Below are 24,583 nucleotides of genomic sequence, written 5' to 3'. Positions count from 1 at the left end.
AACTCAGCAGTGAAACGATGCATCGCCGATGGTAGTGTGGGGTTTCCCCATGTGAGAGTAGGTCATCGTCAAGATTCATTTCGCAAAACCCCTATCTGCACATGCAGGTAGGGGTTTTGTCTTTCTGGCAAAAAAAACAGGCCTGCACAACCCTCCTCTGTGGGAGCGGGTTCACCCGCGAACACCGGCATAGCCGGTGCCATCCACCGCGTCGCTTGCTTCGTGGCTAAAGCCGCTCCCACAGGGACGGCGCAAGGCCGTTAACAGGGTTCCACCGATGCCTTGTCAATCGGCTAATGGCACTGCGCCATACTCTCCGTATGGTACCTACGTGATATCGTTTCCCCTCATCCCCAGCGCCAGCCAGAGACCTCCCGATGCCCAATACCACTCACCTCCAACCCGGCTTCATGATCGTCCACGGCAACCGCCTCGACGACCTGCGCAGCCTGGTGGTGAGCTGGATGCGTCGCTATCCCTTGGCACCTCTGGAAAACGAAATCGCCCTGGTGCAGAGCAATGGCATCGCCCAATGGCTCAAACTGGCCCTTGCCGAAGACCCTCAGGACGATGACCAGGGTGGTTGTGGCATTGCCGCCGCCATCGACGTGCAACTGCCAGGCAGCTTCATGTGGCAGCTGTACCGCAGCGTGCTGGGCCGTGACGAAATTCCCGAAGTCTCCCTGCTCGACAAGGCACCGCTGACCTGGCGTCTGATGCGTCTGCTCCCGGCCTTGATCGAACGCCCGCATTTCGAGCCGTTGCGACGCTTCCTCACCGACGACAGCGACCTGCGCAAGCGCTATCAGCTCGCCGAGCGCCTGGCCGACCTGTTCGACCAGTATCAGGTCTACCGCGCCGACTGGCTCAAGGACTGGGCCGCTGGCGAGCACATCCTCAACACCGCTCGCGGTGAGCGCAAGGCGCTGCCCCCGGGCAACCGCTGGCAGGCCGAGTTGTGGCGTGCATTGCTGGAGGATGTTGGCGAGCAGGGCATGGCGCAGAGCCGTGCCGGCGTACATCAACGCTTCATCGAACGTATCAACATCCTGGAGCAGGCTCCTGCCGGTCTGCCGGCCCGGGTGATCGTATTCGGTATCTCCTCGCTGCCAGCCCAGGCCCTCGAGGCACTGGCCGGCCTGGCACGCTTTAGCCAGGTGCTGCTGTGCGTGCACAACCCCTGCCGCCATCACTGGGCCGATATCGTTGCCGACAAGGACCTGCTGCGCCACCAGTACAAGCGCCAGCAACGCAAGCAGGGCATGCCCTTGCAACTGGACGACCAGTCGCTGCACCAGCATGCCCACCCTTTGCTGGCCGCCTGGGGCAAACAAGGCCGCGACTACATCAACCTGCTCGACAGCTACGATGACCCCGGCAGTTACCAGGGCGTGTTCAGCGACGGTCGCATCGACCTGTTCAGTGACGGCTCGCCCACCACGCTGCTCAATCAGTTGCAGGACGACATCCTCGAACTGCGTCCGCTCGCAGAAACCCGCGAGCAGTGGCATCCAGTCGACCCGGCGAAGGACCGCTCGATTCGCTTCCACATCGCCCACAGCCCGCAACGTGAGGTGGAGATCCTTCACGATCAGTTACTGGCCCGGTTCAGCGCCGACCCAACCCTGCGCCCACGTGACGTGATCGTCATGCTGCCGGCCATCGATACCTATGCGCCGCATATTCGCGCGGTATTCGGCCAGTTGCAGCGCAACGATCCGCGCTACATCCCGTTCACCCTGACCGACCAGGGCCAGCGTGGCCGCGAACCCTTGCTGATTGCCCTCGAACACCTGCTCAAGCTGCCGGACAGCCGCTTCGCGGTCAGCGAAGTGCTCGACCTGCTGGATGTGCCAGCAGTCCGCGCCCGTTTCGGCATACGCGAAAACGACCTGCCCACGCTGCACCGCTGGATCGAGGGGGCTGGCATCCGCTGGGGCCTCAATGCCGAGCAGCGGGCCAGCCTGGGCTTGCCCGCCGGGCTGGAACAGAACAGCTGGCGGTTCGGCCTGCGGCGCATGCTGCTGGGTTATGCCGTCGGCGTGGGTGAGGCCTGTGACGGCATCGAACCCTACGATGAAATCGGTGGCCTGGATGCGGCACTGATCGGCCCGCTGGTCGCCTTGCTGGACGCCCTCGAAGTGGCCGGCCAGGCCTTGTCCGAGCCTGCCACTGTCAGCCAGTGGGGCGAGCGCCTGCATGCCTTGCTGCAAGTGTTTTTCCTGGCCGAGGGCGAGCACGACGAGTTCCTGCTGATGCAGTTGCAGGATCTGCGTGATAGCTGGCTTGAAGTGTGCGAGGCCGTCGGCCTGCAAGATCCATTGCCGCTGACCGTAGTGCGCGAAGCCTGGCTGTCGGGCCTCGACCAGGGCAAGTTGTCCCAGCGCTTCCTCGCTGGCTCGGTGAACTTCTGTACCCTCATGCCGATGCGCGCCATCCCGTTCCGGGTGGTCTGCCTGCTGGGCATGAACGATGGCGATTACCCCCGCGCCCAGCAGCCGCTGGACTTCGACCTGATGGCCAGCGACTACCGCCCCGGTGACCGCTCGCGCCGTGAGGATGACCGCTACCTGCTGCTCGAAGCATTGTTGTCGGCCCGCGACCAACTGTATGTCAGCTGGGTCGGGCGCAGCATCCGCGACAACAGCGAACGCCCGGCCTCGGTACTGATCGGCCAGTTGCGCGATCACCTTGCAGCCGGCTGGCAGCTGGCAGGCGCGGAGCAGGGGCAGCCAGCAGAACCGGGCGAGCAACTGCTGCACGCACTGACCCAGGAGCACCCGCTGCAACCGTTCAGCCCACGCTACTTCCAGAAGGGCAGCCCGCTGTTCAGCTTTGCCCACGAATGGCAGGTGTTGCACCAGCAGGGCCAGGAGGACCAGCAGGCTGACCCCGGCCTGCCGCCATACCATGACGATGAGGCCTTGAGCCTGACCCAGCTGAATGACTTCCTGCGCCACCCGGTGCGGCATTTCTTCAGCCAGCGTCTGAAGGTGTACTTCGAAGCGCTGGAAGCACCGACCCCGGACGAGGAACCCTTCGTCCTCGATACCCTGCAACGGTACGGCGCCAGTGAAAGCCTGCTGGGTGCAGCGCTGGCCGAGCCGGACAATGCCGAACAGGCCCTGCAGGCGCAGGCCCGGCGTTTGCAGGCCTGTGGCGTGCTGCCACTGGCCGGCTTTGGCGAACTGCTGCAGCGCGAGCTGATCGAGCCCCTGCCAGACCTGCTGCAACGCCACCGCCAGCTATTGCAACGCTGGCCGCAGTTGGTCGAGGGGGCATTGCCAGTGCATTTCGAGCACGGCCAGCATCGCCTCGAAGGCTGGCTGGGGCGGGTGTTCCAGGCGGATGACCAGAGCCTGCTCAGCATCACCACCGTACCCAACACCATCAGTGCCGGGCGTAACGCCCTCAAGTGGCACCGCCTGATCGCGCCCTGGGTCACGCACCTGGCGGCCTGCGCGGCGGGCTACCCCTATAACAGCGCGCTGGTGGCCAGTGACCTGACCCTGCTGCTTGCGCCACTGCCGCAAGCGCAGGCGGCGCAATTGCTGGGCGACCTGCTGGTAGCCCGTCAGGCGGCGATGAATGCGCCGTTGCCGGTCGCTGCCAAGACCGCGTTCGCCTGGCTGGCCCAGGACGATAGCGACAAAGCCCTGGCTGCTGCTGCCCGCGCCTACGAAGGCGACGAGCGCACCAGCTTCGGCGAGCGCAGTGAAAGCATCGCCCTGGCCCGGCAGTTCCGCGACTTTGCCGCGCTCACCGCTGATGAAACCTTCGAAGGCTGGTGCGAAGCCTTGTACCGCCCATTGTTCAACGCCCCGTGGCAGACCCTGGGCAACCCGGAGAAAGGCGCATGACCCAGGACCGTCCCCTGGCACTGAGTTTCCCCCTGCACGGCAGCCAGCTGATCGAGGCCAGCGCCGGCACGGGCAAGACCTTCACCATTTCGGCGCTGTACCTGCGCCTGATCCTCGGTCACGGTGGCGAGCAGGGCTTCGACCGCGAGCTGCTACCACCGCAGATCCTCGTGGTGACCTTCACCGACGCCGCCACCAAAGAGCTGCGCGAACGTATCCGCGCCCGCCTGGCCGAAGCTGCGCGGTTCTTCCGTGGCGAGCTGGAGGCGGCCGACCCGCTGCTGCATCAGCTGCGTGACGATTACCCGGAAGAAACCTGGCCACGCTGTGCCGGGCGCCTGGAAATCGCCGTGCAGTGGATGGACGAGGCCGCGGTATCGACCATCCACGGTTGGTGCCAGCGCATGCTGCGCGAACATGCCTTCGACAGCGGCAGCCTGTTCACCCAGACCCTGGAAACCGACCACAGCGAACTGCTGGGCCAGGTCATGCGCGACTACTGGCGGCGCTTCTGCTACGGCATGCAAGGCGACGCGCTGGCCTGGGTGCGTGGCCATTGGGGCAGCCCCGACGCCTTGCTGCCGCGGATCCGGCCGCTGTTCGGTCGCGTGCGCGCCCAGCACGACGGGCCCGAGCCGTCGGCACTGATCCAGGCATCGCTGCAGCAGCGTGGCGAGCAGTTGGCCCGGCTCAAGGCGCCTTGGGCGCAATGGGCCGAGGAGTTGCGCCAGATCTGCCGTGATGCACTGGCCGCCAAACAGGTCGATGGCCGCAAGATGCAGGCCCGTTACTTCGAACCCTGGTTCGACAAGCTCTGCGCCTGGGCGGCAGACGAACAACTGGTGGAGCTCGACTTGGGCACCGGCTTTACCCGCCTGACCCCGGCGGGCATGGCCGAAGCCTGGAAGGGCGAGCCACCCGAGCACCCGGCCCTCAATGCCATGCAGGGCTTGCAGCAACAGCTCCAAGCCCTGGACAGCCCGGATGCCCCATTGCTCGAGCATGCCGCCAACTGGGTATCGGCACGCTTCGAAGTGGAGAAGCGTCGGCGTGCGGAAATGGGCTTCGACGACATGCTCCTGCGCCTGCAGCACGCCCTTGCCAGCGAGGCCGGCGAGCGCTTGGCCAGCCTGATCCGCGAACAGTTCCCGGTGGCGTTGATCGACGAGTTCCAGGACACCGACCCGGTGCAGTACGGCATCTTCGAGCGCATCTACCAGATCAGCGAAAACCGCGCCGAAACCGGCCTGTTCATGATCGGCGACCCCAAGCAGGCGATCTATGCCTTCCGTGGCGCCGACATCTACACCTACCTTGCCGCCCGCCGTGCCACGAGTGGTCGCCTGCACAGCCTGGACACCAACTACCGCTCCAGCAAGGCCATGGTCGCGGCGGTCAACCAGGTGTTCCTGCAGGCCGAGGCGCGTGAGGCAGGGCGTGGCGCATTCCTGTTCCGCGAGGCCGATGACAACCCGCTGCCGTTCGTCGAGGTCCGCGCCAAAGGCCGTGGCGAGCAGCTGTTGATCGACGGTGAAGCCTGCGCAGCCCTTCAATGCTGGCATCTGGAAAGCGAAGAGCCGGTCTCCGGCAGCGTTTACCGGCAGCAGCTGGCAGCCAGTTGCGCCAGCCATATCGTCGCCTTGCTCAATGGCGGCCAGCAAGGCACGGCTGGTTTCCAGAATGCCGAGGGCGAACTGCGCCCGTGCCTGCCATCGGACATCGCCATCCTGGTGCGCGATGGCCATGAAGCGCAGATGGTCCGCGCCGAGCTTGCCGCGCGCGAGGTGCGTAGTGTGTACCTGTCCGACAAGGACTCGGTATTCGCCGCCCAGGAAGCCCACGACCTGTTGGCCTGGCTAAAGGCTTGCGCCGAACCCGACTCGGAGCGCCTGCTCAAGGCCGCCCTGGCCAGCCTTACCCTCGATCTGTCGCTGGCTGCGCTGGACCGCATGAACCAGGACGAGCGGGTCTGGGAAGACTGGGTCATGCGTTTTCGCCGTTACCGCGACACCTGGCAGCGCCAGGGCGTATTGCCGATGCTGCGGCACCTGCTGCATGACTTCCAGCTGCCGCGCACGCTGATCCGCCGCAGCGATGGCGAGCGGGTGCTGACCAACCTGCTGCACCTGGCCGAGCTGTTGCAACAGGCTGCCGGCGAACTGGACGGCGAACAGGCGCTGATCCGCCACCTGGCCGAGCACCTGGCCAGTTCCGGCCAGGCTGGTGAAGAGCAGATCCTGCGCCTGGAGAGTGACGAGCAGTTGGTGAAAGTGGTGACCATCCACAAATCCAAGGGCCTGGAATACCCCTTGGTCTACCTGCCGTTCATCTGCACCAGCAAACCAGTGGACGGCAGCCGCCTGCCGCTGGCCTGGCATGATAGCCAGGGCAACGCCCATCTCACCCTCACACCAGACCAGGAACAGATCGAGCGCGCCGACGACGAGCGCCTGGCCGAAGACCTGCGCCTGCTCTATGTGGCCCTGACCCGCGCCCAGCATGCCTGCTGGCTGGGTGTCGCCGACCTCAAGCGGGGCAACCAGAAGAGCTCGCAACTGCACCGCTCGGCGTTCGGCTACCTGCTGGGTGGCGGCCTCGCCCTGCCGGGCTCGCAGCAACTGACGGACTGGTTGCAGGCCTTGGCCAAGACCTGCCCGCACATCTCTTGCCCGAGCCTGCCGCCGGCAGACGAGCAGGTGTATCGCATGCCGCACGCCGAGCATGAGCTGCTACCTGCCCGCAAGCCGCGCCGCGCGGCGGGCGCCGAGCATTGGTGGATTGCCTCGTACAGTGCCCTGCGTGTCGGCGACCAGACCCTCGGTGCCGACAGCTCCCAGGCCCAGCAGTTACTGGATGATGAAGTGGTCGATACCCAGGTGCTGCGCGAGGTCCCGGCCGACAGTGGCGATATTCACCGCTTCCCGCGCGGGCCCAACCCCGGCACCTTCCTGCATGGCTTGCTGGAATGGGTTGGCCGCGAGGGCTTCAGCCAGGTCAGCGGCAATGCACGGCTGATCGAGCGAACCGTTGGCCAGCGCTGCAACCGTCGCGACTGGACCGGCTGGATCCCCACCCTGACGCACTGGCTGCAGCGCATGCTGGGCGAAGCGCTGCCGTTGCCGGGCAACGACCTCGGTGTGACGCTCGGGCAGCTGCGCCACTACCAGATCGAAATGGAGTTCTGGTTCGCCAGCCACCAGGTCGATGCCGAACAACTCGACCGCCTGGTGGCACGCCACACCCACCCCGGCCTGGCACGCCCGGCGGCGCAGCCGACCGTGCTCAATGGCATGTTCAAAGGTTTCATCGACCTGGCCTTCGAGCTGGACGGGCGTTACTACGTGACCGACTACAAGTCCAACTGGCTGGGCCCGGATATCCAGGCCTACGATGCCCAGGCCATGGAAAAGGCCATCCTCGAGCATCGCTACGACCTGCAGTACGTGCTGTACCTGCTGGCCCTGCATCGCCAGTTGCGCGCCCGCCTGCCTGACTACGACTACGACCGCCATGTCGGCGGCGCCCTGTTCATCTTCCTGCGAGGTGCCAGCAGCAGCGGCCACGGCGTTTACCACGCCAAGCCACCGCGTGAGCTGATCGAAAGCCTCGATGCGCTGTTCCGTGGTGAGCATCCGCCCGTACAGCAGGACCTGTTTGCCGGAGCCGTGATATGAGCCGAAGCCTCGTCGACCTGTTGCCCACCCCGCTGCACGCCGAGCACCTGCTCGCACTGGCGCCGCAGCATGACAGCGGTGACCTGTTGCAACTGCTCGACCGCTGGGTAGAGCGGGGTTGGCTGCGTGCCCTGGACCGTGCGTTCGTATCGTTCCTGGAGGAGCGAGCCCCCGGTAGCGACCCCCTGCTGTTGCTGGCCGCCGCCCTGGCCAGCCACCAACTGGGCCACGGCCATGTCTGCCTCGACCTGCAGCAAACGCTGGCCGAGCCCGATTTCGCCCTGTCGTTGCCGCCTGAAGGTGACGCCTTGACCGGCCCCTTGCTGCTGCCCTCGCAGTTGCTGGCCAATCTCGACCTGCACGCCTGGCGCCAGCGCATTGCCACCAGCCCGCTGGTGGCCGCCGGAGATACCCCGGGCCAGCAAGCGCGGCCTCTGGTGCTCAGCGGCGAGCGTTTGTACCTGCGCCGTTACTGGAGTTACGAGCGGCGCATCGACCATACCCTTCGCCAGCGCCTGACCCAGGCCGAAGCGCCTCCTGCCGATCTGCCTGGCCGTCTGGCGCAACTGTTCGACGGTGGTGCGCCGGCAGGCCAGGTGGACTGGCAGAAGCTCGCCTGCGCCCTGGCCACCCGCGCAGGCTTCAGCATCATCACCGGCGGCCCCGGCACGGGTAAGACGACTACCGTGGTGCGCCTGCTGGCCTTGCTGCAGGCGCCGGCGGTAGAGCAGGGCAGGCCATTGCGCATTCGCCTGGCCGCGCCGACAGGCAAGGCGGCCGCGCGCCTGACCGAATCCATTGGGCAACAGGTCGAGCGCCTGCAGGTCAGCACCGAGGTGCGCGGGCAGATCCCCACCGAGGTCAGCACCGTGCACCGCCTGCTCGGCAGCCGCCCCGGTTCGCGGCACTTCCGCCACCATGCCGGCAACCCGCTGCCGTTGGATGTGCTGGTGGTCGACGAAGCGTCGATGATCGACCTGGAAATGATGGCCAACCTGCTCGATGCCCTGCCGCCACGGGCACGTCTGGTACTGCTGGGCGACAAGGACCAGCTGGCCTCGGTCGAAGCCGGTGCGGTACTGGGTGACCTGTGCCGGGATGCCGAGGAGGGCTGTTACTCGCCGGCGACCGAGGCATGGCTGGAGCAGACCGGTGGCGAGTCGCTGGCGGGCAGCGGCCTCAAGGCCGGCGATGAGCAACGCAACCCGTTGGCCCAGCAGGTGGTGATGCTGCGCTTCTCGCGGCGTTTCGGCGAAGGTAGCGGCATTGGCCAACTGGCCCGGCTGGTCAACCGCCAGGACGCCCATGCGGCGCGCAACCTGCTGGCCACGCCGCCGCCCGATGTGTACAGCCTGGCCCTGAAGCACGAACAGGACCGCGCCTTCGACCGCCTGCTGCTCGACGGCCTGAACCGCGGCAGCGACGGCCCGCAGGGTTATCGCAGCTACCTGCGCACCCTGGGCCGCTTCCGCCCGGCACTCGATACCGCCGTTGACGACCCCGCGTGGGAGCAATGGGCGGGCAAGGTGCTGCACAGCTTCGAGGACTTCCAGCTGCTGTGCGCGGTACGCCGCGGCGCCTGGGGTGTCGAAGGCCTCAACGAGCGGGTGGCGCGGGTGCTGCACAATGCCGGGCTGATCGACAGCCAGCAGCCCTGGTACGAAGGGCGCCCGGTGCTGGTAACCCGCAACGATTACGGCCTGGGCCTGATGAACGGTGACATCGGCATCGCCCTGCGCCTGCCGGACGAGCGCGGCGAAGCCCTGCTGCGCGTGGCCTTCCCGCGTAACGACGGCAGCGGCGGTGTGCGCTTCGTCCTGCCCAGCCGGCTGAACGAAGTGGAAACGGTATTCGCCATGACCGTGCACAAGTCCCAGGGCTCGGAGTTCAGCCACACCGCGCTGGTGCTGCCGGATGCGCTCAACCCGGTGCTGACCAAGGAGCTGGTATACACCGGCATCACCCGCGCCAAGCACTGCTTCAGCCTGGTCGAGCCCCGCCAGGGTATTTTCGAAGAGGCAGTGGCGCGCAAGGTACGGCGAATTTCCGGGTTGATGCTGGAGCAGATCTGACACCGGACGCAGTCCTCTGTAGGAGCGGCCTTGTGTCGCGAAAGGGCCGCAAAGCGGCCCCCGGATCTCAGCAGCGCAGTAGATATCGAGGGGCTGCTATGCAGCCCATTCGCGACACAAGGCCGCTCCTACAGGGAACGTAAATGCCTCCGCGGCTTTCATACAAGCATGCGGCCATGTGCTATCGTTGCGCCGATATCGGAAAGGACCTTAAGAGATTTCCCACATGAAAGTGGCCGCAAGGCGAGTGACGAGCTGTGTGCTTTCGCTATTGCTGGCCGCCCTGTTCCTTTCCGCAGGCCCGGCCCAGGCAGACCCCGCCATAACTGCCGCCCAGGCACAGCAACGTGCCAAGGCCGTCACCCAGGTGGTGCTGGGCATCTTCAGTTACGCCCGCTGGCCCGTCGAACCCTCGCCCTTGCGCCTGTGCCTGGTCGGCCCGACCGAATACGCCGATGACCTGATCAAAGGCCATGTGCAGGAGTCCGGCCGACCGCTGCAAGTGCGGCGGCTGCTGGCAGACGATAGCCAGGTCGCCCAGGCCTGCGACGCCATCTACATCGGCAAACTCGACCAAGGCCAACGCGACCGGCTGTTCGAGCGCGTCAGTGGCCACCCGGTGCTGAGCATCAGCGAAGCGGACGACCCGTGCACGGTCGGCAGCCTGTTCTGCTTGCGGGTCAGCGACCAGCAGGTCGCCTTTGAAGTCAACCTGGACTCGGTGGCACGCTCCGGCGTGCGCATTCACCCCAGCGTGCTGCAATTGTCGCGGCGCCGGGCGGTGCAACCATGAAACCAACCCGCAAGCGCGGCGTGCGCCCGACCCTGCGCTCGGTGCTGGGCCGTGGCCATCTCAGCGTCGCCTTGCTCGCCGTGGGCCTGGCCGGCATATCCCTGACCCTGCTGGGCGTGCTCGCCCTGCGTGTCTACGCCAACGACAACCTGCACCTGATCGCCCGCTCGATCAGCTACACCGTGGAAGCGGCGGTGGTGTTTGACGACAGCGCTGCGGCCAATGAATCGCTGGCGCTGATTGCCAGTACCGAGGAAGTGGCCGAAGCCAGGGTCTTCAACAACGAAGGCGAGCAGCTGGCGCATTGGCAGCGCAGCGATACCGGCGTGCTCGCGCGGCTGGAGGCGCAGGTGGCCACCGCCTTGCTGGATGAGCCGATCAACCTGCCGATCACGCACCAGCAACAGCAGGTCGGGCGCATCGAGCTGGTTGGCCAGGGGCGAAGCCTGTTGCTGTTCTTGTTCAGCGGGCTGGCCGGCATCCTGTTCTGCACGGTGCTCAGCGCCCTGGCTGCCCAATACCTGTCGCGGCGTCTGCTCAGCGATATCGTCCGCCCGCTGCGTGGCTTGGCCAGTGTCGCCCACGCCGCCCGCCGCGAGCGCAGTTTTGACCGGCGCGTGCCGGAAGCGCCGATTGCCGAGCTCAACGAACTGGGCAATGACTTCAACGCCCTGCTGGACGAACTGGAGGTGTGGCAAAGCCACCTGCAGACCGAAAACCAGACCCTGGCGCACCAGGCCAGCCACGACAGCCTGACCGGCCTGCCCAACCGCGCCTTCTTCGAGGGGCGCCTGAGCCGCAGCGTGCGCAATGCAGAACGGCAGCAAGATCACCTGGCGCTGCTGTTTCTCGACAGCGACCACTTCAAGCAGATCAACGACACCCTCGGCCATGCGGTGGGCGACGAAGTGCTGATCAGCGTGGCCGACCGCGTGCGTGCCCAACTGCGCGAGCACGACCTAGTGGCGCGTTTGGGTGGCGACGAGTTCGCCGTGCTGCTGACGCCTTTGCATTCGCGCCAGGACGCCGAGCACATTGCCGAGAAGATCGTTGCCAGCATGAAGTTGCCGGTGCAGCTGGACAGTGGCCGCAGTATCGCCACCTCGTTGAGTGTCGGTATTGCCTATTACCCGGATGACGGCGCCGACCCCGCCAGTCTCCTGAATGCCGCCGATGCGGCGATGTACCAGGCCAAGCGCAAACGCCGTGGTCATTGGCAAGTGGCGCAGACGGAACGGTCCGCCAGCGAAATCAAGAACAGGAGTTGAACCCGTGATACAGGCTTTGCGTTTCCCCCTTTGGGCCTTGTTGCTCGCCGTGCTGGTGCTGACCGGCTGCCAGAGCGCTCCGCCCAAAGGCCTGACCGCCGAGCAGATTGCCGTGCTCAAGCGTGAAGGCTTTACCCCGACCGACGAAGGCTGGGCCTACGATTTGTCCGGCAAGGTGCTGTTCGGCAGCGACCTGGACAGCCTCAACAGCCAGAGCCAGGCGATTGTCGAACGCATTGGCAAGGCGCTGCTCGGCGTTGGCATCCAGGGCGTGCGGGTGGATGGGCATGCCGACTCGTCCGGCAAGGCGGCGTATAACCAGCAGCTGTCCGAGCGCCGCGCGCAGAGCGTGGCCAGGGCGCTGGTCGGGGTAGGCATGCCGGCGCAGAACATCCAGTCCCGCGGGCTGGGCAGCAGCCAGCCGGTGGCGAACAACCGCACCAGCGCCGGGCGTACCGAGAACCGCCGTGTGTCCATCGTGGTGGCTTCCTACTGACCACAGCATACGGGCTATCAGATATCCCTGTGGGAGCGGGTTCACCCGCGAACACCGGCGAAGCCGGTGCCATGCACCGAGTTGTCTGCTTCGCGGGTAAACCCGCTCCCACATTATGTGTGTTACCCCCGGGGTTTCAGCGCAGATGCACAAATTGCCGGGGCTGCTCTGCAGCCCTTTCGCGACACAAGGCCGCTCCTACAGGTACGGCGATAACCTCGAGATCAACGCTGCACCCGTGGGAGCTGGCTTGCCGGCGATGGGCTGCAACGCAGCCCCCTTATTCCTGAGCAAACCGCATCTCTCGGGTCTCCCCCATCAACAACGGTGCATTCGCCTCCGTCACCCCGCGAATGTAATCCCAGAGCAGCGTAATCCGCTTCAACTTCCTCAAATCCTCCCGGCAATACATCCAGAACTGCCGTGTCACCTCGATCTCCTCCGGCAACACCGTCACCAGCCGCGGGTCCTGCGCCGCAAGGAAGCACGGCAAGATCGCCAGCCCACGCCCCTGTAACGCTGCCGTGTACTGCGCAATCACGCTGGTACTGCGCAAATGCGCGCTGGCGCTGGGGATCAGGTTGGCCAGGTACAGCAGCTCCGAACTGAACGCCAGGTCGTCCACGTAGCTGATGAACGGGTGCCTGGCCAGGTCCGCGATCTGGTTGATCGGTGCATGGCTGTCCAGGTAGCCCTGGGTCGCGTACAGCCGCAAGCGGTAGTCGCACAGCTTGCAGCACACATAAGGCCCATGCTCCGGCCGCTCCAGGGCGATGACGATGTCTGCCTCGCGCTTGGACAGGCTGATGAAGTGCGGCAGCGGCAGGATATCCACCGAAATCGCCGGGTAGGCATCGACGAAGTGGCTTAGCTGCGGGGTGACGAAGAAGCTGCCGAAGCCTTCGGTGCAGCCCATGCGCACATGCCCCGACAACGCCACACCCGAGCCGGACACCTGCTCGCAAGCCATGTGCAGTGTGCTCTCGATCGACTCGGCATAACCCAGCAGGCGCTGGCCCTCGGCGGTGAGGACAAAGCCGTTGGTCCGGGATTTCTCGAACAGCAAGGTGCCCAGCGCCCCCTCCAGCGAGCTGATGCGCCGCGACACCGTGGTGTAGTCCACGCTCAGGCGCTTGGCGGCGCTGCTGGCCTTGCGCGTACGCGCCACTTCAAGGAAGAACTTCAGGTCGTCCCAGTTGAGCGCGCTCAGGGATGTGAGGTCTTTTTGCATGATGATCCGGTTTTTTTGTGCGTTCTTGTTGGATGTTTGCACATCTATACTCGAAACAAGCCTCAGGACGCCACCTCGCGTTTGCACGGCGCTGGCGATCTCGTCCCGACAATAATTCCAAGGAGAACGCAGATGAACGCACCGCAATCCCCTACCCAGACCAAAATCGAGCAGGTCAAGCTGCTGATCGACGGCCAATGGGTCGAGTCCACGACCACCGAATGGCGCGACATCGTCAACCCGGCCACCCAAGAGGTGCTGGCGCGCGTACCGTTCGCCACCGTCGAAGAAGTCGACGCGGCCGTGGCCGCTGCCCAACGTGCCTTCCAGACATGGCGTAACACGCCGATCGGTGCGCGCATGCGCATCATGCTCAAGCTGCAGGCGCTGATCCGCGAAAACACCAAACGCATCGCCCAAGTCCTCAGTGCCGAGCAGGGCAAGACCCTGGCCGACGCCGAAGGCGATATCTTCCGCGGCCTGGAAGTGGTCGAGCACGCCGCCTCCATCGGCACCCTGCAGATGGGCGAATTCGCCGAGAACGTTGCCGGCGGCGTCGATACCTATACCCTGCGCCAGCCGATCGGCGTATGCGCCGGCATCACACCGTTCAACTTCCCGGCGATGATCCCGCTGTGGATGTTCCCGATGGCCATCGTCTGCGGCAACACCTTCGTGCTCAAACCGTCCGAGCAAGACCCGCTGTCTACCATGCTGCTGGTCGAACTGGCGCTGGAAGCCGGCATACCGGCTGGCGTGCTCAACGTGGTGCATGGCGGCAAGCAAGTGGTGGATGCCATTTGCACCCACCAGGACATCAAGGCGATTTCCTTCGTCGGCTCCACCGAAGTGGGTACCCACGTGTACAACCTGGGCAGCCAGCACGGCAAGCGCGTGCAGTCGATGATGGGCGCGAAGAACCACGCGGTGGTGCTGCCCGATGCCAACCGCACGCAAACCGTCAACGCCCTGGTCGGCGCCGCCTTCGGTGCAGCAGGCCAACGCTGCATGGCCACCTCGGTGGCGGTGTTGGTGGGCAAGGCCCGCGAATGGCTGCCGGATATCAAGGACGCGGCCAGCAAGCTCAAGGTCAATGCCGGTTGCGAGCCTGGCACCGATGTCGGCCCGGTGGTTTCCAAGCGCGCCAAGGAGCGTGTGCTGGGCCTGATCGAAAGTGGCATCAAGGAAGGCGCCAAGCTGGAACTCGACGGCCGTGACGTCACGGTGCCGGGCTACGAGCAAGGCAACTTCATCGGCCCGACCCTGTTTTCGGGCGTGAAGACCGACATGCAGGTTTACACCCAGGAAATCTTCGGCCCCGTGCTGGTGACCCTGGAAGTCGATACCCTCGACGAGGCCATCGCCCTGGTCAACGCCAACCCGTTCGGCAACGGCACTGGCCTGTTCACCCAGAGCGGCGCGGCAGCGCGCAAGTTCCAGAGCGAAATCGACATCGGCCAGGTCGGCATCAACATCCCGATCCCGGTCCCGGTACCGTTCTTCAGCTTCACCGGCTCGCGTGGCTCCAAGCTCGGCGACCTCGGCCCGTACGGCAAGCAAGTGGTGCAGTTCTACACTCAGACCAAGACCGTCACCGCCCGCTGGTTCGATGATGACAGCGTCAACGACGGTGTGAACACCACCATCAGCCTGCGCTAAGCCATCAGCCTGCGCTAAGGAGAGAGTCATGCGTATCGCATTCATCGGGCTCGGCAACATGGGCGCACCCATGGCCCGCAACCTGATCAAGGCCGGGCACCAACTCAACCTGTTCGACCTGAACAAGGCCGTGCTGGCCGAGCTGGCAGAACTGGGCGGGCAGATCAGCCCTTCGCCAAAGGACGCGGCGGCCAACAGCGAGCTGGTGATCACCATGCTGCCGGCTGCTGCCCATGTGCGCAGCGTGTACCTGAACGAAGACGGCGTGCTGGCCGGCATTCGCCCCGGCACGCCGACCGTGGATTGCAGCACCATCGACCCGCAGACTGCGCGTGATGTGTCCAAGGCCGCAGCGGCCAAGGGCGTGGACATGGGCGATGCACCGGTGTCCGGTGGCACCGGCGGCGCGGCGGCAGGCACCCTGACCTTCATGGTCGGTGCCAGCACCGAGCTGTTTGCCACCCTCAAGCCGGTACTGGAGCAAATGGGCCGCAACATCGTGCACTGCGGTGAAGTGGGCACAGGGCAGATCGCCAAGATCTGCAACAACCTGCTGCTGGGCATCTCGATGATCGGCGTGTCCGAGGCCATGGCCCTGGGCAATGCGCTGGGCATCGACACCAAGGTGCTGGCCGGCATCATCAACAGTTCGACCGGGCGTTGCTGGAGCTCGGACACCTACAACCCGTGGCCGGGCATCATCGAAACCGCGCCGGCATCGCGTGGCTATACCGGTGGCTTTGGCGCCGAGCTGATGCTCAAGGACCTGGGGCTGGCCACCGAGGCTGCACGCCAGGCGCATCAACCGGTGATCCTGGGGGCCGTGGCCCAGCAGCTGTACCAGGCCATGAGCCTGCGCGGCGAGGGTGGCAAGGACTTCTCGGCGATCGTCGAGGGTTACCGCAAGAAAGATTGACGAGCGAGGACTTCATCGCGGGCCAGGCGGCCTTCCCTCTGTAACTGCGCACCAGAGGGAAGGGCGTCTGATCCGCGATTTTTTTGCCTGTCCCGGCCCAGTCGCCGGCAAGCCGGGCTCTCATAGAACTACACATAACTCATTGCGTCGGCAGGGACTCTGTGGGAGCGGACCGCTTGCGAATTCAGTTACTGTGGGAGCCCGGCTTGCCGGCGATAGGGCCGGTAAAGTTTACAAGTCAGGCAAAGACGAAATACTTGCGCACGGTCTCGACCACTTCCCAGGTGCCTTTCATCCCCGGTTCGATCACGAACACATCACCCGCTTTCAGGTGCTTCGGCTCTTCGCCTTCCGGGGTGATGATGCAGTAGCCTTCGAGGAAGTGGCAGAACTCCCACTTCTCGTAGTTGACCTCGAACTTGCCCGGGGTGCAGATCCAGGTGCCCATGATCTTGCTGCCGTCGGCCGACAGATAGGCGTTGAGGTTGACGGTGTGCGGATCGCCGCCGATGCGCTTCCACTTGGTGGCGTCCACGACCGGCGTCGGGCAGGTTTCGCGCAGGACGGTGATGAAATCGGACATGGCACAACTCCTGGTGACTGGCTGAATGACTCGTCACCATAGGGCCATCGGCCGAGCCGCAGTTGCCTGGGCTCGACGTCCAGCTGTCTGGTCGCGCTATGCCAGGCGGTTGACCTCGACGGTGATGTGCGCCAGTTCCTCGTGTACGCCCAGGGCCTGGCGCACGCTGTCGGCGCTGAGTTCGGCCCGGGCGGCCAGGCCGAGAATGCAGGCGTACTGGTCCTTGCCCACGCGCCACACGTGCAGGTCGGTGATGCTCGCCGGCACCGGCAGCTGCGCGACCACCTCGCGGATTTCTTCCACTACCGGCGCGTCCATCTCCGCATCCAGCAGCACCCGCCCGGTATCGCGCAGCAGCCCGCGGGCCCACAGCGCCACCAGCAGCGCACCGACCAGGCCCATGACCGGGTCGAGCCAGCCGGCGCCCCAGTACTTGCCGGCCAGCAGGGCGACGATAGCCAGCACCGAAGTCGCGGCGTCGGCCATCACATGCAGGTAGGCCGAGCGCAGGTTCAGGTCGTGGTGATGGTGGCCATGGTCATGATGATGGTCGTGGCCATGGTGATGATGATCGTGATGGTGATGGTCGTCACGCAGCAGCCAGGCGCAGATCAGGTTGACGGCCAGGCCCACGGCGGCGATGAAGATCGCCTCGTCATAGTGGATCGGCCCCGGTGCCAGCAGGCGCTCCACCGACTGGAATGCCATCAGCCCGGCCACGCCCAGCAACAGCAGGGCGCTGGAGTAGCCACCGAGAATCTCGATCTTCCAGGTGCCGAAGGCAAAGCGCCGGTCGCCGGCATAACGCCGCGCGGCGGCATAGGCCAGCAGCGACAGGCCCAGGGCCAGGGCGTGGGAGCTCATGTGCCAGCCGTCGGCCAGCAACGCCATGGAATTGAAGAACCAGCCCCCGGTAATTTCCGCCACCATCATCACCGCGGTCAGCCACACGGCCAGGCGCGTCTTGCGCTCGGCGCCCAGGTTGCTGGTATGGAACTGGTGGCTGTGCTGCCAGCGGTCTGAGGTTTGTGTCGCCATGGTTTATCATGCTCCCGGAACGTCGAGAACTATACTATACCCCAGTATACCTAGCATGGTGTGAAACCCAATGGCACATACCCTGAAGAGCAAAAAGCAGCTGCTGACCCGGGTGCGCAAGATCAAAGGCCAGGCCGCCGCCCTGGAGACCGCGCTGGAGCAGGACAAGGACTGCCTGGCGATACTGCAGCAGATCGCCGCCGTGCGCGGTGCGGTGAACGGGCTGATGGCCGAAGTGATGGAAGGGCATATCCGCGAACACCTGGTGGCGGACGGGCTGAGTGCCGAGGAGCGGCAGGAGGAGGCGGACAAGGTGGCGACGTTGCTGCGGTCGTATCTCAAGTAGCAGACCGGCGGCACCGATACCCTAGGGGGTATTGGTACCCGAAGGTACTTGCTGATTTCCTACGTGTCAGAAGGCATGTTCTTACTTTGCCATCCAATCTGTCCGCTAGTCGCGACGCGTGTGCATAGTGTGTAGTGCGCTTTGTTCTGGTCAATTCGGTGTGTATGTCAACGGAGGTAGTCAATGAAATTCCCGGTCGTATTGCACAAAGACGCCGACTCGGACTACGGCGTGACCGTACCTGATGTGCCCGGTTGCTTCAGCGCCGGTGCCACTGTTACAAAAGCACTGGAGAATGTTCAGGAAGCGCTGGCACTGCATTTTGAAGGGTTGGTCGCAGATAACGAGGCGTTGCCGCAGGCACAGGAAGTCGATGTCCATGTGGCGAACCCTGACTATGAAGGTGGGGTCTGGGCCGTTGTGGATTTTGATGTCACCCCGTACCTGGGCAAGGCGGTTCGCTTCAATGCAACGCTGCCGGAAAACCTGCTTCAACGAATCGACGAAAAAGTGAAGCGTGATCATCGCTATGCGTCCCGCTCCGGTTTTCTGGCGTCGGCTGCACTGCGAGAGTTGGCCCTTTCGCACTGATCGGTACGCTCACTTTCGCTACGCCCACCAATACCGCACAAAGTGGAAGAACACCGGCGCGGCAAAGCACACCGAATCCATGCGGTCGAGCATGCCGCCGTGGCCTTCGATCATGTGCCCCCAGTCCTTCACCCCACGGTCGCGCTTGATCGCCGACATCACCAGCCCGCCGAAGAAGCCCATGGCGTTCACCGCCAGCGCCATGAGTGCGGCCTGCCAGAAGGTGAACGGGGTGATCCAGCACAGCAGGGCGCCGATCAGGGTGGCCAGTGCCAAGCCGCCGGCCAGGCCTTCGACGGTCTTGGATGGCGACAGGTTGGGCGCTACCTTGTGCTTGCCGAACAGCTTGCCGCACACGTACTGCAGCACGTCGCTGATCTGCACCACCAGGATCAGCCAGGCAATCAGCAGCAAGTTGCGGCCCTCGTAACCCGGGATGTCCAGGGTCATCAATGCCGGTACCGACGACACGCAGTACACCGCGATCATCAGCCCCCACTGCACCTTCGAGGCGCGCTCGAGAAAGCGCGTGGTGTCGCCGCCGAAGCTGGCCAGGATCGGCAGCAACAGGAACAGGTACACCGGGATGAAGATGCTGAACAACCCGTACCAGTCCATGGCGATCAGCACGTACTGCACCGGCAGCGCCACATAGAACGCCGCCACCAGTGCCGGGTAGTCGCTGCGCCGGGTCGGGGTGAGCGTCATGAACTCGCGCAAGGCATAGAACGATACGCCGTAGAACAGCACGATCACGCCGTACTTGCCGAACAGGAAGGCGATGCCGATCACCAGTACCATCACCCACCAGGCGTTGATGCGGGCGTTGAGGTTGTCGATCACCGCGTGCGGTGCCGGGCCGGCGCGCCATTTGAGCAGGCGGCCGATCACGCTGGCGAGCAGCAGCAGGGCGCCGATGCCGGCGAACAGGGAAAGGGTGTTGTCGTCCATCTCAGGCATCCTTGGGGGCCAGGTTCAGCAGGGCCTGGCTGGCCCGCTCGAGAAAGGCTTGCTTGCTTTCATCCGCCTGCAGGTGCAGCGGCTCGCCAAAGCTCAATGTGCACAACAACGGCAATGGCAAGGCACGACCCTTGGGCATCACCCGGTTGAGGTTGGCGATCCATACCGGCACCAGTTCGACTTCGGGGTTGGCTGCTGCCAGGTGGTACAGCCCGCTCCTGAACGGCATCAGCGGCTCGTCGCCGAGATTGCGAGTGCCCTCCGGGAAGAAGATCAGCGAGTCGCCCTGGGCCACGGCTTCGAGGATCGGCTGCAACGGGCTGCCCTGGCCGGCGCTGTGTTGCCGGTTGATCAGCACACCATTGAAGACCTTGCGGATGAGAAAGTCGCGAATGCCTGGCTTGGCCCAGTAGTCGGCACCGGCTACCGGACGGGTACGCTTGCGCAGCGGTTGCGGCAGCGAGGCCCACAGCAGTACGAAGTCGCCATGGCTGCTGTGGTTGGCGAAATACAGGCGTTGCACCGGCAGCGGCGTGCAGCCCAGCCACAGGGCGCGGGCGCCGGTGATCAGGCGGGCGGCGGAAGTGATGAGGTAGGCGGTCAGGTTGGCGAGCATGGATCGGTAGTCATCCCTTCAAAGGCAGTGTCAGCAGGGTAGCCAAGGCCAGCGACAGCTGCAGGCCCAGGCATACTGCCTGGCGGCGTAACAGGGCCAGCGCGGCCTGGCTGCGTGCAGGCCAGGCGCGGGAATCGGTGGCCTGCGGTTTGAGTTTCAGCTCGCACAGGGCATGGTCCAGGGCCTGGGTGTCCGCCGCCAGGTCGCGGCTGGCGGCGAGGTGGGCGAACAGTTGGGCATCGATGGCCACACGGATGGCCCAGTACTTGTGCAGCACGCCTAGTACCAGCAGCACAATGCACAGCAGGCTGGCCAGCGGTTGCAACTGGGCACCCAGCAAGGGCGCCAGGCCGTAGGCCAGGGCCAGCAGGGTGAGGCCGTCCGACAGGCGTTCCAGTTGTTTGCCACGGCCCAGCAGGCTGGCCACCACGTACAGCGTCATGGTTGTGTCCCTAGGTGTTGCAAGGCCTGGCGGTGTGCGCTGTGCAGGACCACGCCGGGGCGGGCCTTGCGGATCAGCGCCTCGGCCTGGCGAGCATCAGTGCAGCGGCCCGTGAGCACCAGCCAGGCGGCCACGGCGCTGGCACTGCGCGAATAGCCCAGGGCGCAACAGACCAGCACCGGGCCTTGGGAGCGCAGGCGTTCGATGGCGATGGCGGCCTGGTGCAGCAAAGGGCTTTCCGGGGCGATCAGGTCCAGGGTAGGAAAACATGCGTAGCCAACGGCGGACGCGACCTGTGTAGGAGCGGCCTTGTGTCGCGAAAGGGCTGCGAAGCGGCCCCAGATTTTCAGCTTCGCAGCAGATATTGCTGGGGCCGCTTCGCAGCCCTTTCGCGACACAAGGCCGCTCTTACAATTGTCCGCGCTGTCCTGAACATGACACGGTAGCTCTGCGCACAAATCGACCACCGCAGCGAAATGCGCGGCACACCCAGGAATCCGCCCAAGGTAGACACCATCACACACTTCATCCGCCTGCGGGTGCCGCCAGGTCCACAACCGCGAGTTGACCCACGCCCCAATCAGGTACGGCGCCAGCAGCCAGCTGGCTGCATTCGACAAGCGCCCATCGGCGCCTTTCTGAAACCCGCCTGCACCGAGCACGCCATAGTTCAGCGCCACCAAGGCCAGCGACACGGCCGGCCAGGTCAACCACAGCCAGGCGCCGCCCAACGCAATGGCAGGCACTGCGCACAGCAGCCCACCCACTGTATAGAACAACGCCAACCGCCAACGCTTGGCATCCCGCGCTAGGCGCACCTGCTGCCAGGGCAGTTGCCCTTGACGTGGCCACAACCAGACGCAGACGAACCCCGCCAATGCCCCGGTCGGTACGTCGATGAAATGGTGCTGCCAGGTGGTCAGCACCGACACCCCGATCAGTGCCATCCAGCCATGCATCAGCCAACGCCAGGGCTGGCGTTGCACGTGCCGGGCAAACATCGTCCAGATGATCACCAGCAGGGCAATATGCAGTGAAGGCGCCTGGTTGAACGGCTTGTCGAAGCCCATCAGCACATCGAACATCCAGCCGAACACCCCGCCCAGTTCCGGCCGCTCGAAGGTGAAGCGCAGCGGCCAGAGCAGGAAGCAGCTGACGCTGATCAGCTGCGCGGTTAGCAGCGCCAGCGCGTGCCGGTCCATTTCCTGGCGCGTACGCGGCAGCAGGAAGGACAAGCCGTAGAGCAGGTCGATCGACCAGTACGGGATGATCGTCCACGGCCACAACGGCATGCGGCTTTCCCAGCCGAACACCAGGCTGCCGACATCACTGCGCCCGGCGGTGTGATTGTTCGCCATCCCGTAGCTGAGGAAAAACAGCGGCCCCAGCAGCAGAAGCCAGAATACGCCCCGGCGGATCAGCCCGGGCTCGCGTGATGGGCTCATTCAGCGCACCCGTTGTGCCAGGCTGACGCTGAAAATGCCCCATTCATCGATGCGCTGGGCCAGCTTGCGGAACCCCGCCGCCTCTACCAGCTGGTCCATTTCGGCCTGGCTGCGGCGGCGCATCACCCAGGCCTCGCCGCCGCGATGGCTGGTGAGGGCGCGGGCGATCATTTCCAGTTGCGGGTGCCACGGCTGGCCGGTGTAGACCAGGTAACCGCCATCTTCCAGCGCATCGGCCAGGCCGGCCAGCGAGTTGCCTACCAACTGGTTGCTGGCGAACAGTTCGTACAGGCCGGAGACCACGGCCAGGGTCGGTGGTTGTTCCAGGGTGGCTAGGCTCTGGCGGTCGAAGGCATCGCCCTGGACGAAGCGGGCGATGTCGGCCAGGCCCTTTTCGGCAATCAGTGCGCTGCCTTGCTGCACGTTCAGTTCGCTGTAGTCGCGCAGCAGGATCGAGTCCGGCAGTTGTTCGAGTTCCTGCAGGGCCTCGAGGATGTAGCGGCCATGACCGGCGGCGATATCGACGATGTGCACCGGCCGCTGCTGTTCGCGCAGGCGGGCGATGGCCAGGCGCAGCAGTTCCTCTACGTGCAGCTTGCGCTGGCGGATGCCGCGCCAGCCGATGGCGTCGAGGTAGTTCTGGTCGACCAGGCGGCCAAGTTTGCCTTTGCCGGTCGGCTGGTTGCGGTACACGTAGTTCAGGGTACTGCCCGAATCGAAACCGGTATCGAAACCCAGCTTCACACCTTCGGACAGCCCCTTGCCCAGGCGCAGCCCGGCACGGGTGGCACGCCAGTAAAGGTCGCGGGGCGAGTTGCGCGGCAGCGGTGCGGCCAGGCTTTCAGCCTCGGCGCAGCTGGCGCCGGTCTTGTCGGCATCGAGCAGTGACGGCAGGGCGGCGGGGCTGGCGAAGCAATGTTCGACGAACCGCTCGATACGCCGCAAGGCATGGGCCCGATCACGCTCGCCAAGGGTGTCGTGGAAGAAGCCTGGCAGGATGTGCATTTCCTTGCGCGCACTGCCCAGGCGTTCGAAGAAGCGTTCCTGCGGCTGGCGTTCGACCACGAAGTCGGCACCGGACACCAGCAGCTGGGTCGGCAGCTGGATGGCCTGGGCATCCGCCACCACCCGGTCGGCGGCTTCGTACAGGCCGAGCAGCATGGTTACCGAAATCGGCCGGCTGATCAGCGGGTCGGCCACATACGATATGACCCGTTCGGGGTCGTGGGTGAGCAGGCGAGGCTTTACGTAGCTGTTGACGAAGAAGTTGCCGCGCAGGGCCTTCAGCAGTTTCAGGCCGGGGCGGGCGAACGGCACGTACAGCTTGACCTTGAACGCTGGCGAGGCCAGCACCAGGCAGCGCACCTTCGGCGCGTAGTCGTGGGCCCAGGTGGCGACCAGCACGGCCCCGACGCTCTGCGCCAGCACCACCAGGTCCTGTTCGGCAATGCCATGGCGGGCCTGGATGTGCTCGATGAAGGTCTGCACGTCGCGCACGCTGGTGGCGAACCCCGGGCTGTCGCCGCGCGCGCCCGGCGACTGGCCGTGGCCACGGGCATCCCAGGCGAAGAAATCGTAGCCCGGCATGTCCAGCTCATCGGCCAGGTGGGCCATGCGCCCGCCGTGTTCGTGGCCGCGGTGGAACATCACCACGGCCCGGCGTGGTTGGTGTTGGTTACGGGTGGCAGGCCAGTGACGGTAGTGCAGCTCGACGCCGTCATGGGTGGAGAAGTGCAGCGCTTGCGCTTGGCGCATGGTCGACATCCTTTTACGACGGCAGTGGGCTCAGCGGGTTTCGGCCAGCCCCTGGCGAACCCGGTTGTAGAGGGTATAGAGCGAGAGTGCGAGGATGACCAGCAACAAGCCGTTGATCCAGGCGCCGTTCAGCACGCCGAAGGCGACACCGGTACCCAGCACGCCGAAGGCGAACGCCCGGTCGCTCTTGCCCATGGGGCCGTCGTAGCGCCGTGAGGCGCCGGCCAGCGGGCCCATGACACCGGCGTATTCGCTGAAGGTGGCGCTGAGCACCACGAGTACGACCAAGGTTGGCGATACACCCGCCAGCAGGGCGAAGGGCAGGTACAGCGCGGCATCGGCGATCACGTCGCACAGTTCGTTGAGGTAGGCGCCGAGGGTGGATTGCTGGCCGAACTCCCGGGCGAGCATGCCGTCGACGGCGTTCAGTGCCATGCGCAGCAGCATCCAGACTGGAATCAGGATGAACAGCCAGGTGAGATGGGGCAGGGCAGCCAGCAGCAGGCCCAGCAGGATTGACAGCAGGGCGGCGGCGACGGTGACCTGGTTGGCGGTGACACCGCGGTCGTAGAGGCGCTGGACAGCAGGGCGGAGCATGGCCTGGAAGCGCGGTTTGAGCTGGTAGATCGATGCCACTGGGAAGTCCTTTTCGGTGGGTCGTTACGGCGCCATTGTGTGTGAGCCTTCTTCGCGGGTAAACCCGCTCCCACAGGTATAGCGTCCATCCGAGAGATACCACATACCCTGTGGGAGCGGGCCCGCCCGCGAACACGGGCGAAGCCCGTGCCATCAATCGCGGTGCCTGCTTCGCGGGCTCGCCCGCTCCCACAGGTATAGT

At 65.1% G+C, this 24,583-nt stretch carries 19 protein-coding genes; 10 read left to right on the top strand and 9 right to left on the bottom strand.

The window, feature by feature from the left end:
* Positions 1 to 377: 377 nt before the first annotated feature.
* The 6 genes from recC (at position 378) to CAG46_RS07905 (ending at position 12,163) form a co-directional block, all read left to right on the top strand.
* Positions 378 to 3,860 (top strand): exodeoxyribonuclease V subunit gamma, encoded by a 3,483-nt coding sequence (recC, locus tag CAG46_RS07930; RefSeq protein ID WP_085614371.1) that lies wholly within the window; start codon positions 378 to 380, stop codon positions 3,858 to 3,860.
* Positions 3,857 to 7,534, top strand: a complete 3,678-nt coding sequence (gene recB, locus CAG46_RS07925; protein ID WP_085614370.1) for an exodeoxyribonuclease V subunit beta — start codon at positions 3,857 to 3,859, stop codon at positions 7,532 to 7,534. Before recC ends, recB begins: the two co-directional genes overlap by 4 nt.
* A complete protein-coding gene (gene recD, locus CAG46_RS07920) occupies positions 7,531 to 9,606 on the top strand; it encodes an exodeoxyribonuclease V subunit alpha (protein ID WP_085614369.1) in 2,076 nt (691 codons plus the stop codon). The genes recB and recD overlap by 4 nt, the downstream gene beginning before the upstream one ends.
* A 226-nt stretch (positions 9,607 to 9,832) precedes the next feature.
* A complete protein-coding gene (locus CAG46_RS07915; RefSeq protein ID WP_075046401.1) occupies positions 9,833 to 10,399 on the top strand; it encodes a YfiR family protein in 567 nt (188 codons plus the stop codon).
* Positions 10,396 to 11,667 (top strand): diguanylate cyclase domain-containing protein, encoded by a 1,272-nt coding sequence (locus tag CAG46_RS07910; RefSeq protein ID WP_085614368.1) that lies wholly within the window; start codon positions 10,396 to 10,398, stop codon positions 11,665 to 11,667. The genes CAG46_RS07915 and CAG46_RS07910 overlap by 4 nt, the downstream gene beginning before the upstream one ends.
* 4 nt (positions 11,668 to 11,671) lie before the next feature.
* On the top strand, positions 11,672 to 12,163 hold the full coding sequence (locus CAG46_RS07905) for an OmpA family protein (RefSeq protein ID WP_085614367.1): 492 nt from the start codon (positions 11,672 to 11,674) through the stop codon (positions 12,161 to 12,163).
* 280 nt (positions 12,164 to 12,443) lie between these two features.
* Here CAG46_RS07905 and CAG46_RS07895 read toward each other — a convergent pair whose 3' ends face one another.
* Positions 12,444 to 13,394 carry a LysR family transcriptional regulator gene (locus tag CAG46_RS07895; protein WP_025340665.1) on the bottom strand — a complete coding sequence of 317 codons (951 nt, stop codon included), beginning with the start codon at positions 13,392 to 13,394 and terminating at the stop codon, positions 12,444 to 12,446.
* A gap of 132 nt (positions 13,395 to 13,526) precedes the next feature.
* Here CAG46_RS07895 and CAG46_RS07890 point away from each other — a divergent pair, with 132 nt between their 5' ends.
* Positions 13,527 to 15,053 (top strand): CoA-acylating methylmalonate-semialdehyde dehydrogenase, encoded by a 1,527-nt coding sequence (locus CAG46_RS07890; protein WP_085614366.1) that lies wholly within the window; start codon positions 13,527 to 13,529, stop codon positions 15,051 to 15,053.
* A gap of 28 nt (positions 15,054 to 15,081) precedes the next feature.
* Entirely contained in the window at positions 15,082 to 15,969 is an 888-nt protein-coding gene (mmsB, locus tag CAG46_RS07885) for a 3-hydroxyisobutyrate dehydrogenase (RefSeq protein WP_025340663.1), read from the top strand.
* 238 nt (positions 15,970 to 16,207) lie between these two features.
* Here the strand turns inward: mmsB and CAG46_RS07880 are convergent, their stop codons facing one another.
* A complete protein-coding gene (locus CAG46_RS07880; protein WP_085614365.1) occupies positions 16,208 to 16,552 on the bottom strand; it encodes a cupin domain-containing protein in 345 nt (114 codons plus the stop codon).
* 96 nt (positions 16,553 to 16,648) lie between these two features.
* Entirely contained in the window at positions 16,649 to 17,590 is a 942-nt protein-coding gene (gene dmeF / locus CAG46_RS07875) for a CDF family Co(II)/Ni(II) efflux transporter DmeF (protein WP_085614364.1), read from the bottom strand.
* Positions 17,591 to 17,660: 70 nt separating this feature from the next.
* Here dmeF and CAG46_RS07870 point away from each other — a divergent pair, with 70 nt between their 5' ends.
* Together CAG46_RS07870 and CAG46_RS07865 are read left to right on the top strand one after the other, a co-directional pair.
* On the top strand, positions 17,661 to 17,936 hold the full coding sequence (locus CAG46_RS07870; protein ID WP_075046393.1) for a metal/formaldehyde-sensitive transcriptional repressor: 276 nt from the start codon (positions 17,661 to 17,663) through the stop codon (positions 17,934 to 17,936).
* Positions 17,937 to 18,119: 183 nt separating this feature from the next.
* Positions 18,120 to 18,527 carry a type II toxin-antitoxin system HicB family antitoxin gene (locus tag CAG46_RS07865; protein ID WP_085614363.1) on the top strand — a complete coding sequence of 136 codons (408 nt, stop codon included), beginning with the start codon at positions 18,120 to 18,122 and terminating at the stop codon, positions 18,525 to 18,527.
* Between the two features lie 18 nt (positions 18,528 to 18,545).
* Here the strand turns inward: CAG46_RS07865 and CAG46_RS07860 are convergent, their stop codons facing one another.
* Genes CAG46_RS07860 through CAG46_RS07835 form a run of 6 tightly spaced genes read right to left on the bottom strand, consistent with a single transcriptional unit; the run spans position 18,546 to position 24,381 of the window.
* On the bottom strand, positions 18,546 to 19,478 hold the full coding sequence (locus tag CAG46_RS07860) for a phosphatidate cytidylyltransferase (protein ID WP_085614362.1): 933 nt from the start codon (positions 19,476 to 19,478) through the stop codon (positions 18,546 to 18,548).
* Position 19,479: 1 nt separating this feature from the next.
* Positions 19,480 to 20,103 (bottom strand): lysophospholipid acyltransferase family protein, encoded by a 624-nt coding sequence (locus CAG46_RS07855; protein WP_025340660.1) that lies wholly within the window; start codon positions 20,101 to 20,103, stop codon positions 19,480 to 19,482.
* A gap of 10 nt (positions 20,104 to 20,113) precedes the next feature.
* Positions 20,114 to 20,545, bottom strand: a complete 432-nt coding sequence (locus tag CAG46_RS07850; protein ID WP_085614361.1) for a hypothetical protein — start codon at positions 20,543 to 20,545, stop codon at positions 20,114 to 20,116.
* Positions 20,542 to 21,990, bottom strand: coding sequence for a dual specificity protein phosphatase family protein (locus tag CAG46_RS07845; RefSeq protein ID WP_085614360.1), 1,449 nt, complete (start codon positions 21,988 to 21,990; stop codon positions 20,542 to 20,544). The genes CAG46_RS07850 and CAG46_RS07845 overlap by 4 nt, the downstream gene beginning before the upstream one ends.
* Positions 21,991 to 23,745 (bottom strand): bifunctional alpha/beta hydrolase/class I SAM-dependent methyltransferase, encoded by a 1,755-nt coding sequence (locus tag CAG46_RS07840; protein ID WP_085614359.1) that lies wholly within the window; start codon positions 23,743 to 23,745, stop codon positions 21,991 to 21,993.
* 30 nt (positions 23,746 to 23,775) lie between these two features.
* Positions 23,776 to 24,381 (bottom strand): CDP-alcohol phosphatidyltransferase family protein, encoded by a 606-nt coding sequence (locus CAG46_RS07835; RefSeq protein WP_085592989.1) that lies wholly within the window; start codon positions 24,379 to 24,381, stop codon positions 23,776 to 23,778.
* Positions 24,382 to 24,583: the final 202 nt, after the last annotated feature.

This window comes from Pseudomonas sp. B23(2017), from assembly GCF_002113725.1.
GTDB lineage: Bacteria > Pseudomonadota > Gammaproteobacteria > Pseudomonadales > Pseudomonadaceae > Aquipseudomonas > Aquipseudomonas putida_Z.
The sequence above is the reverse complement of the archived record's forward strand: the minus strand, read 5'-3'. Positions and strand labels throughout refer to the sequence as shown.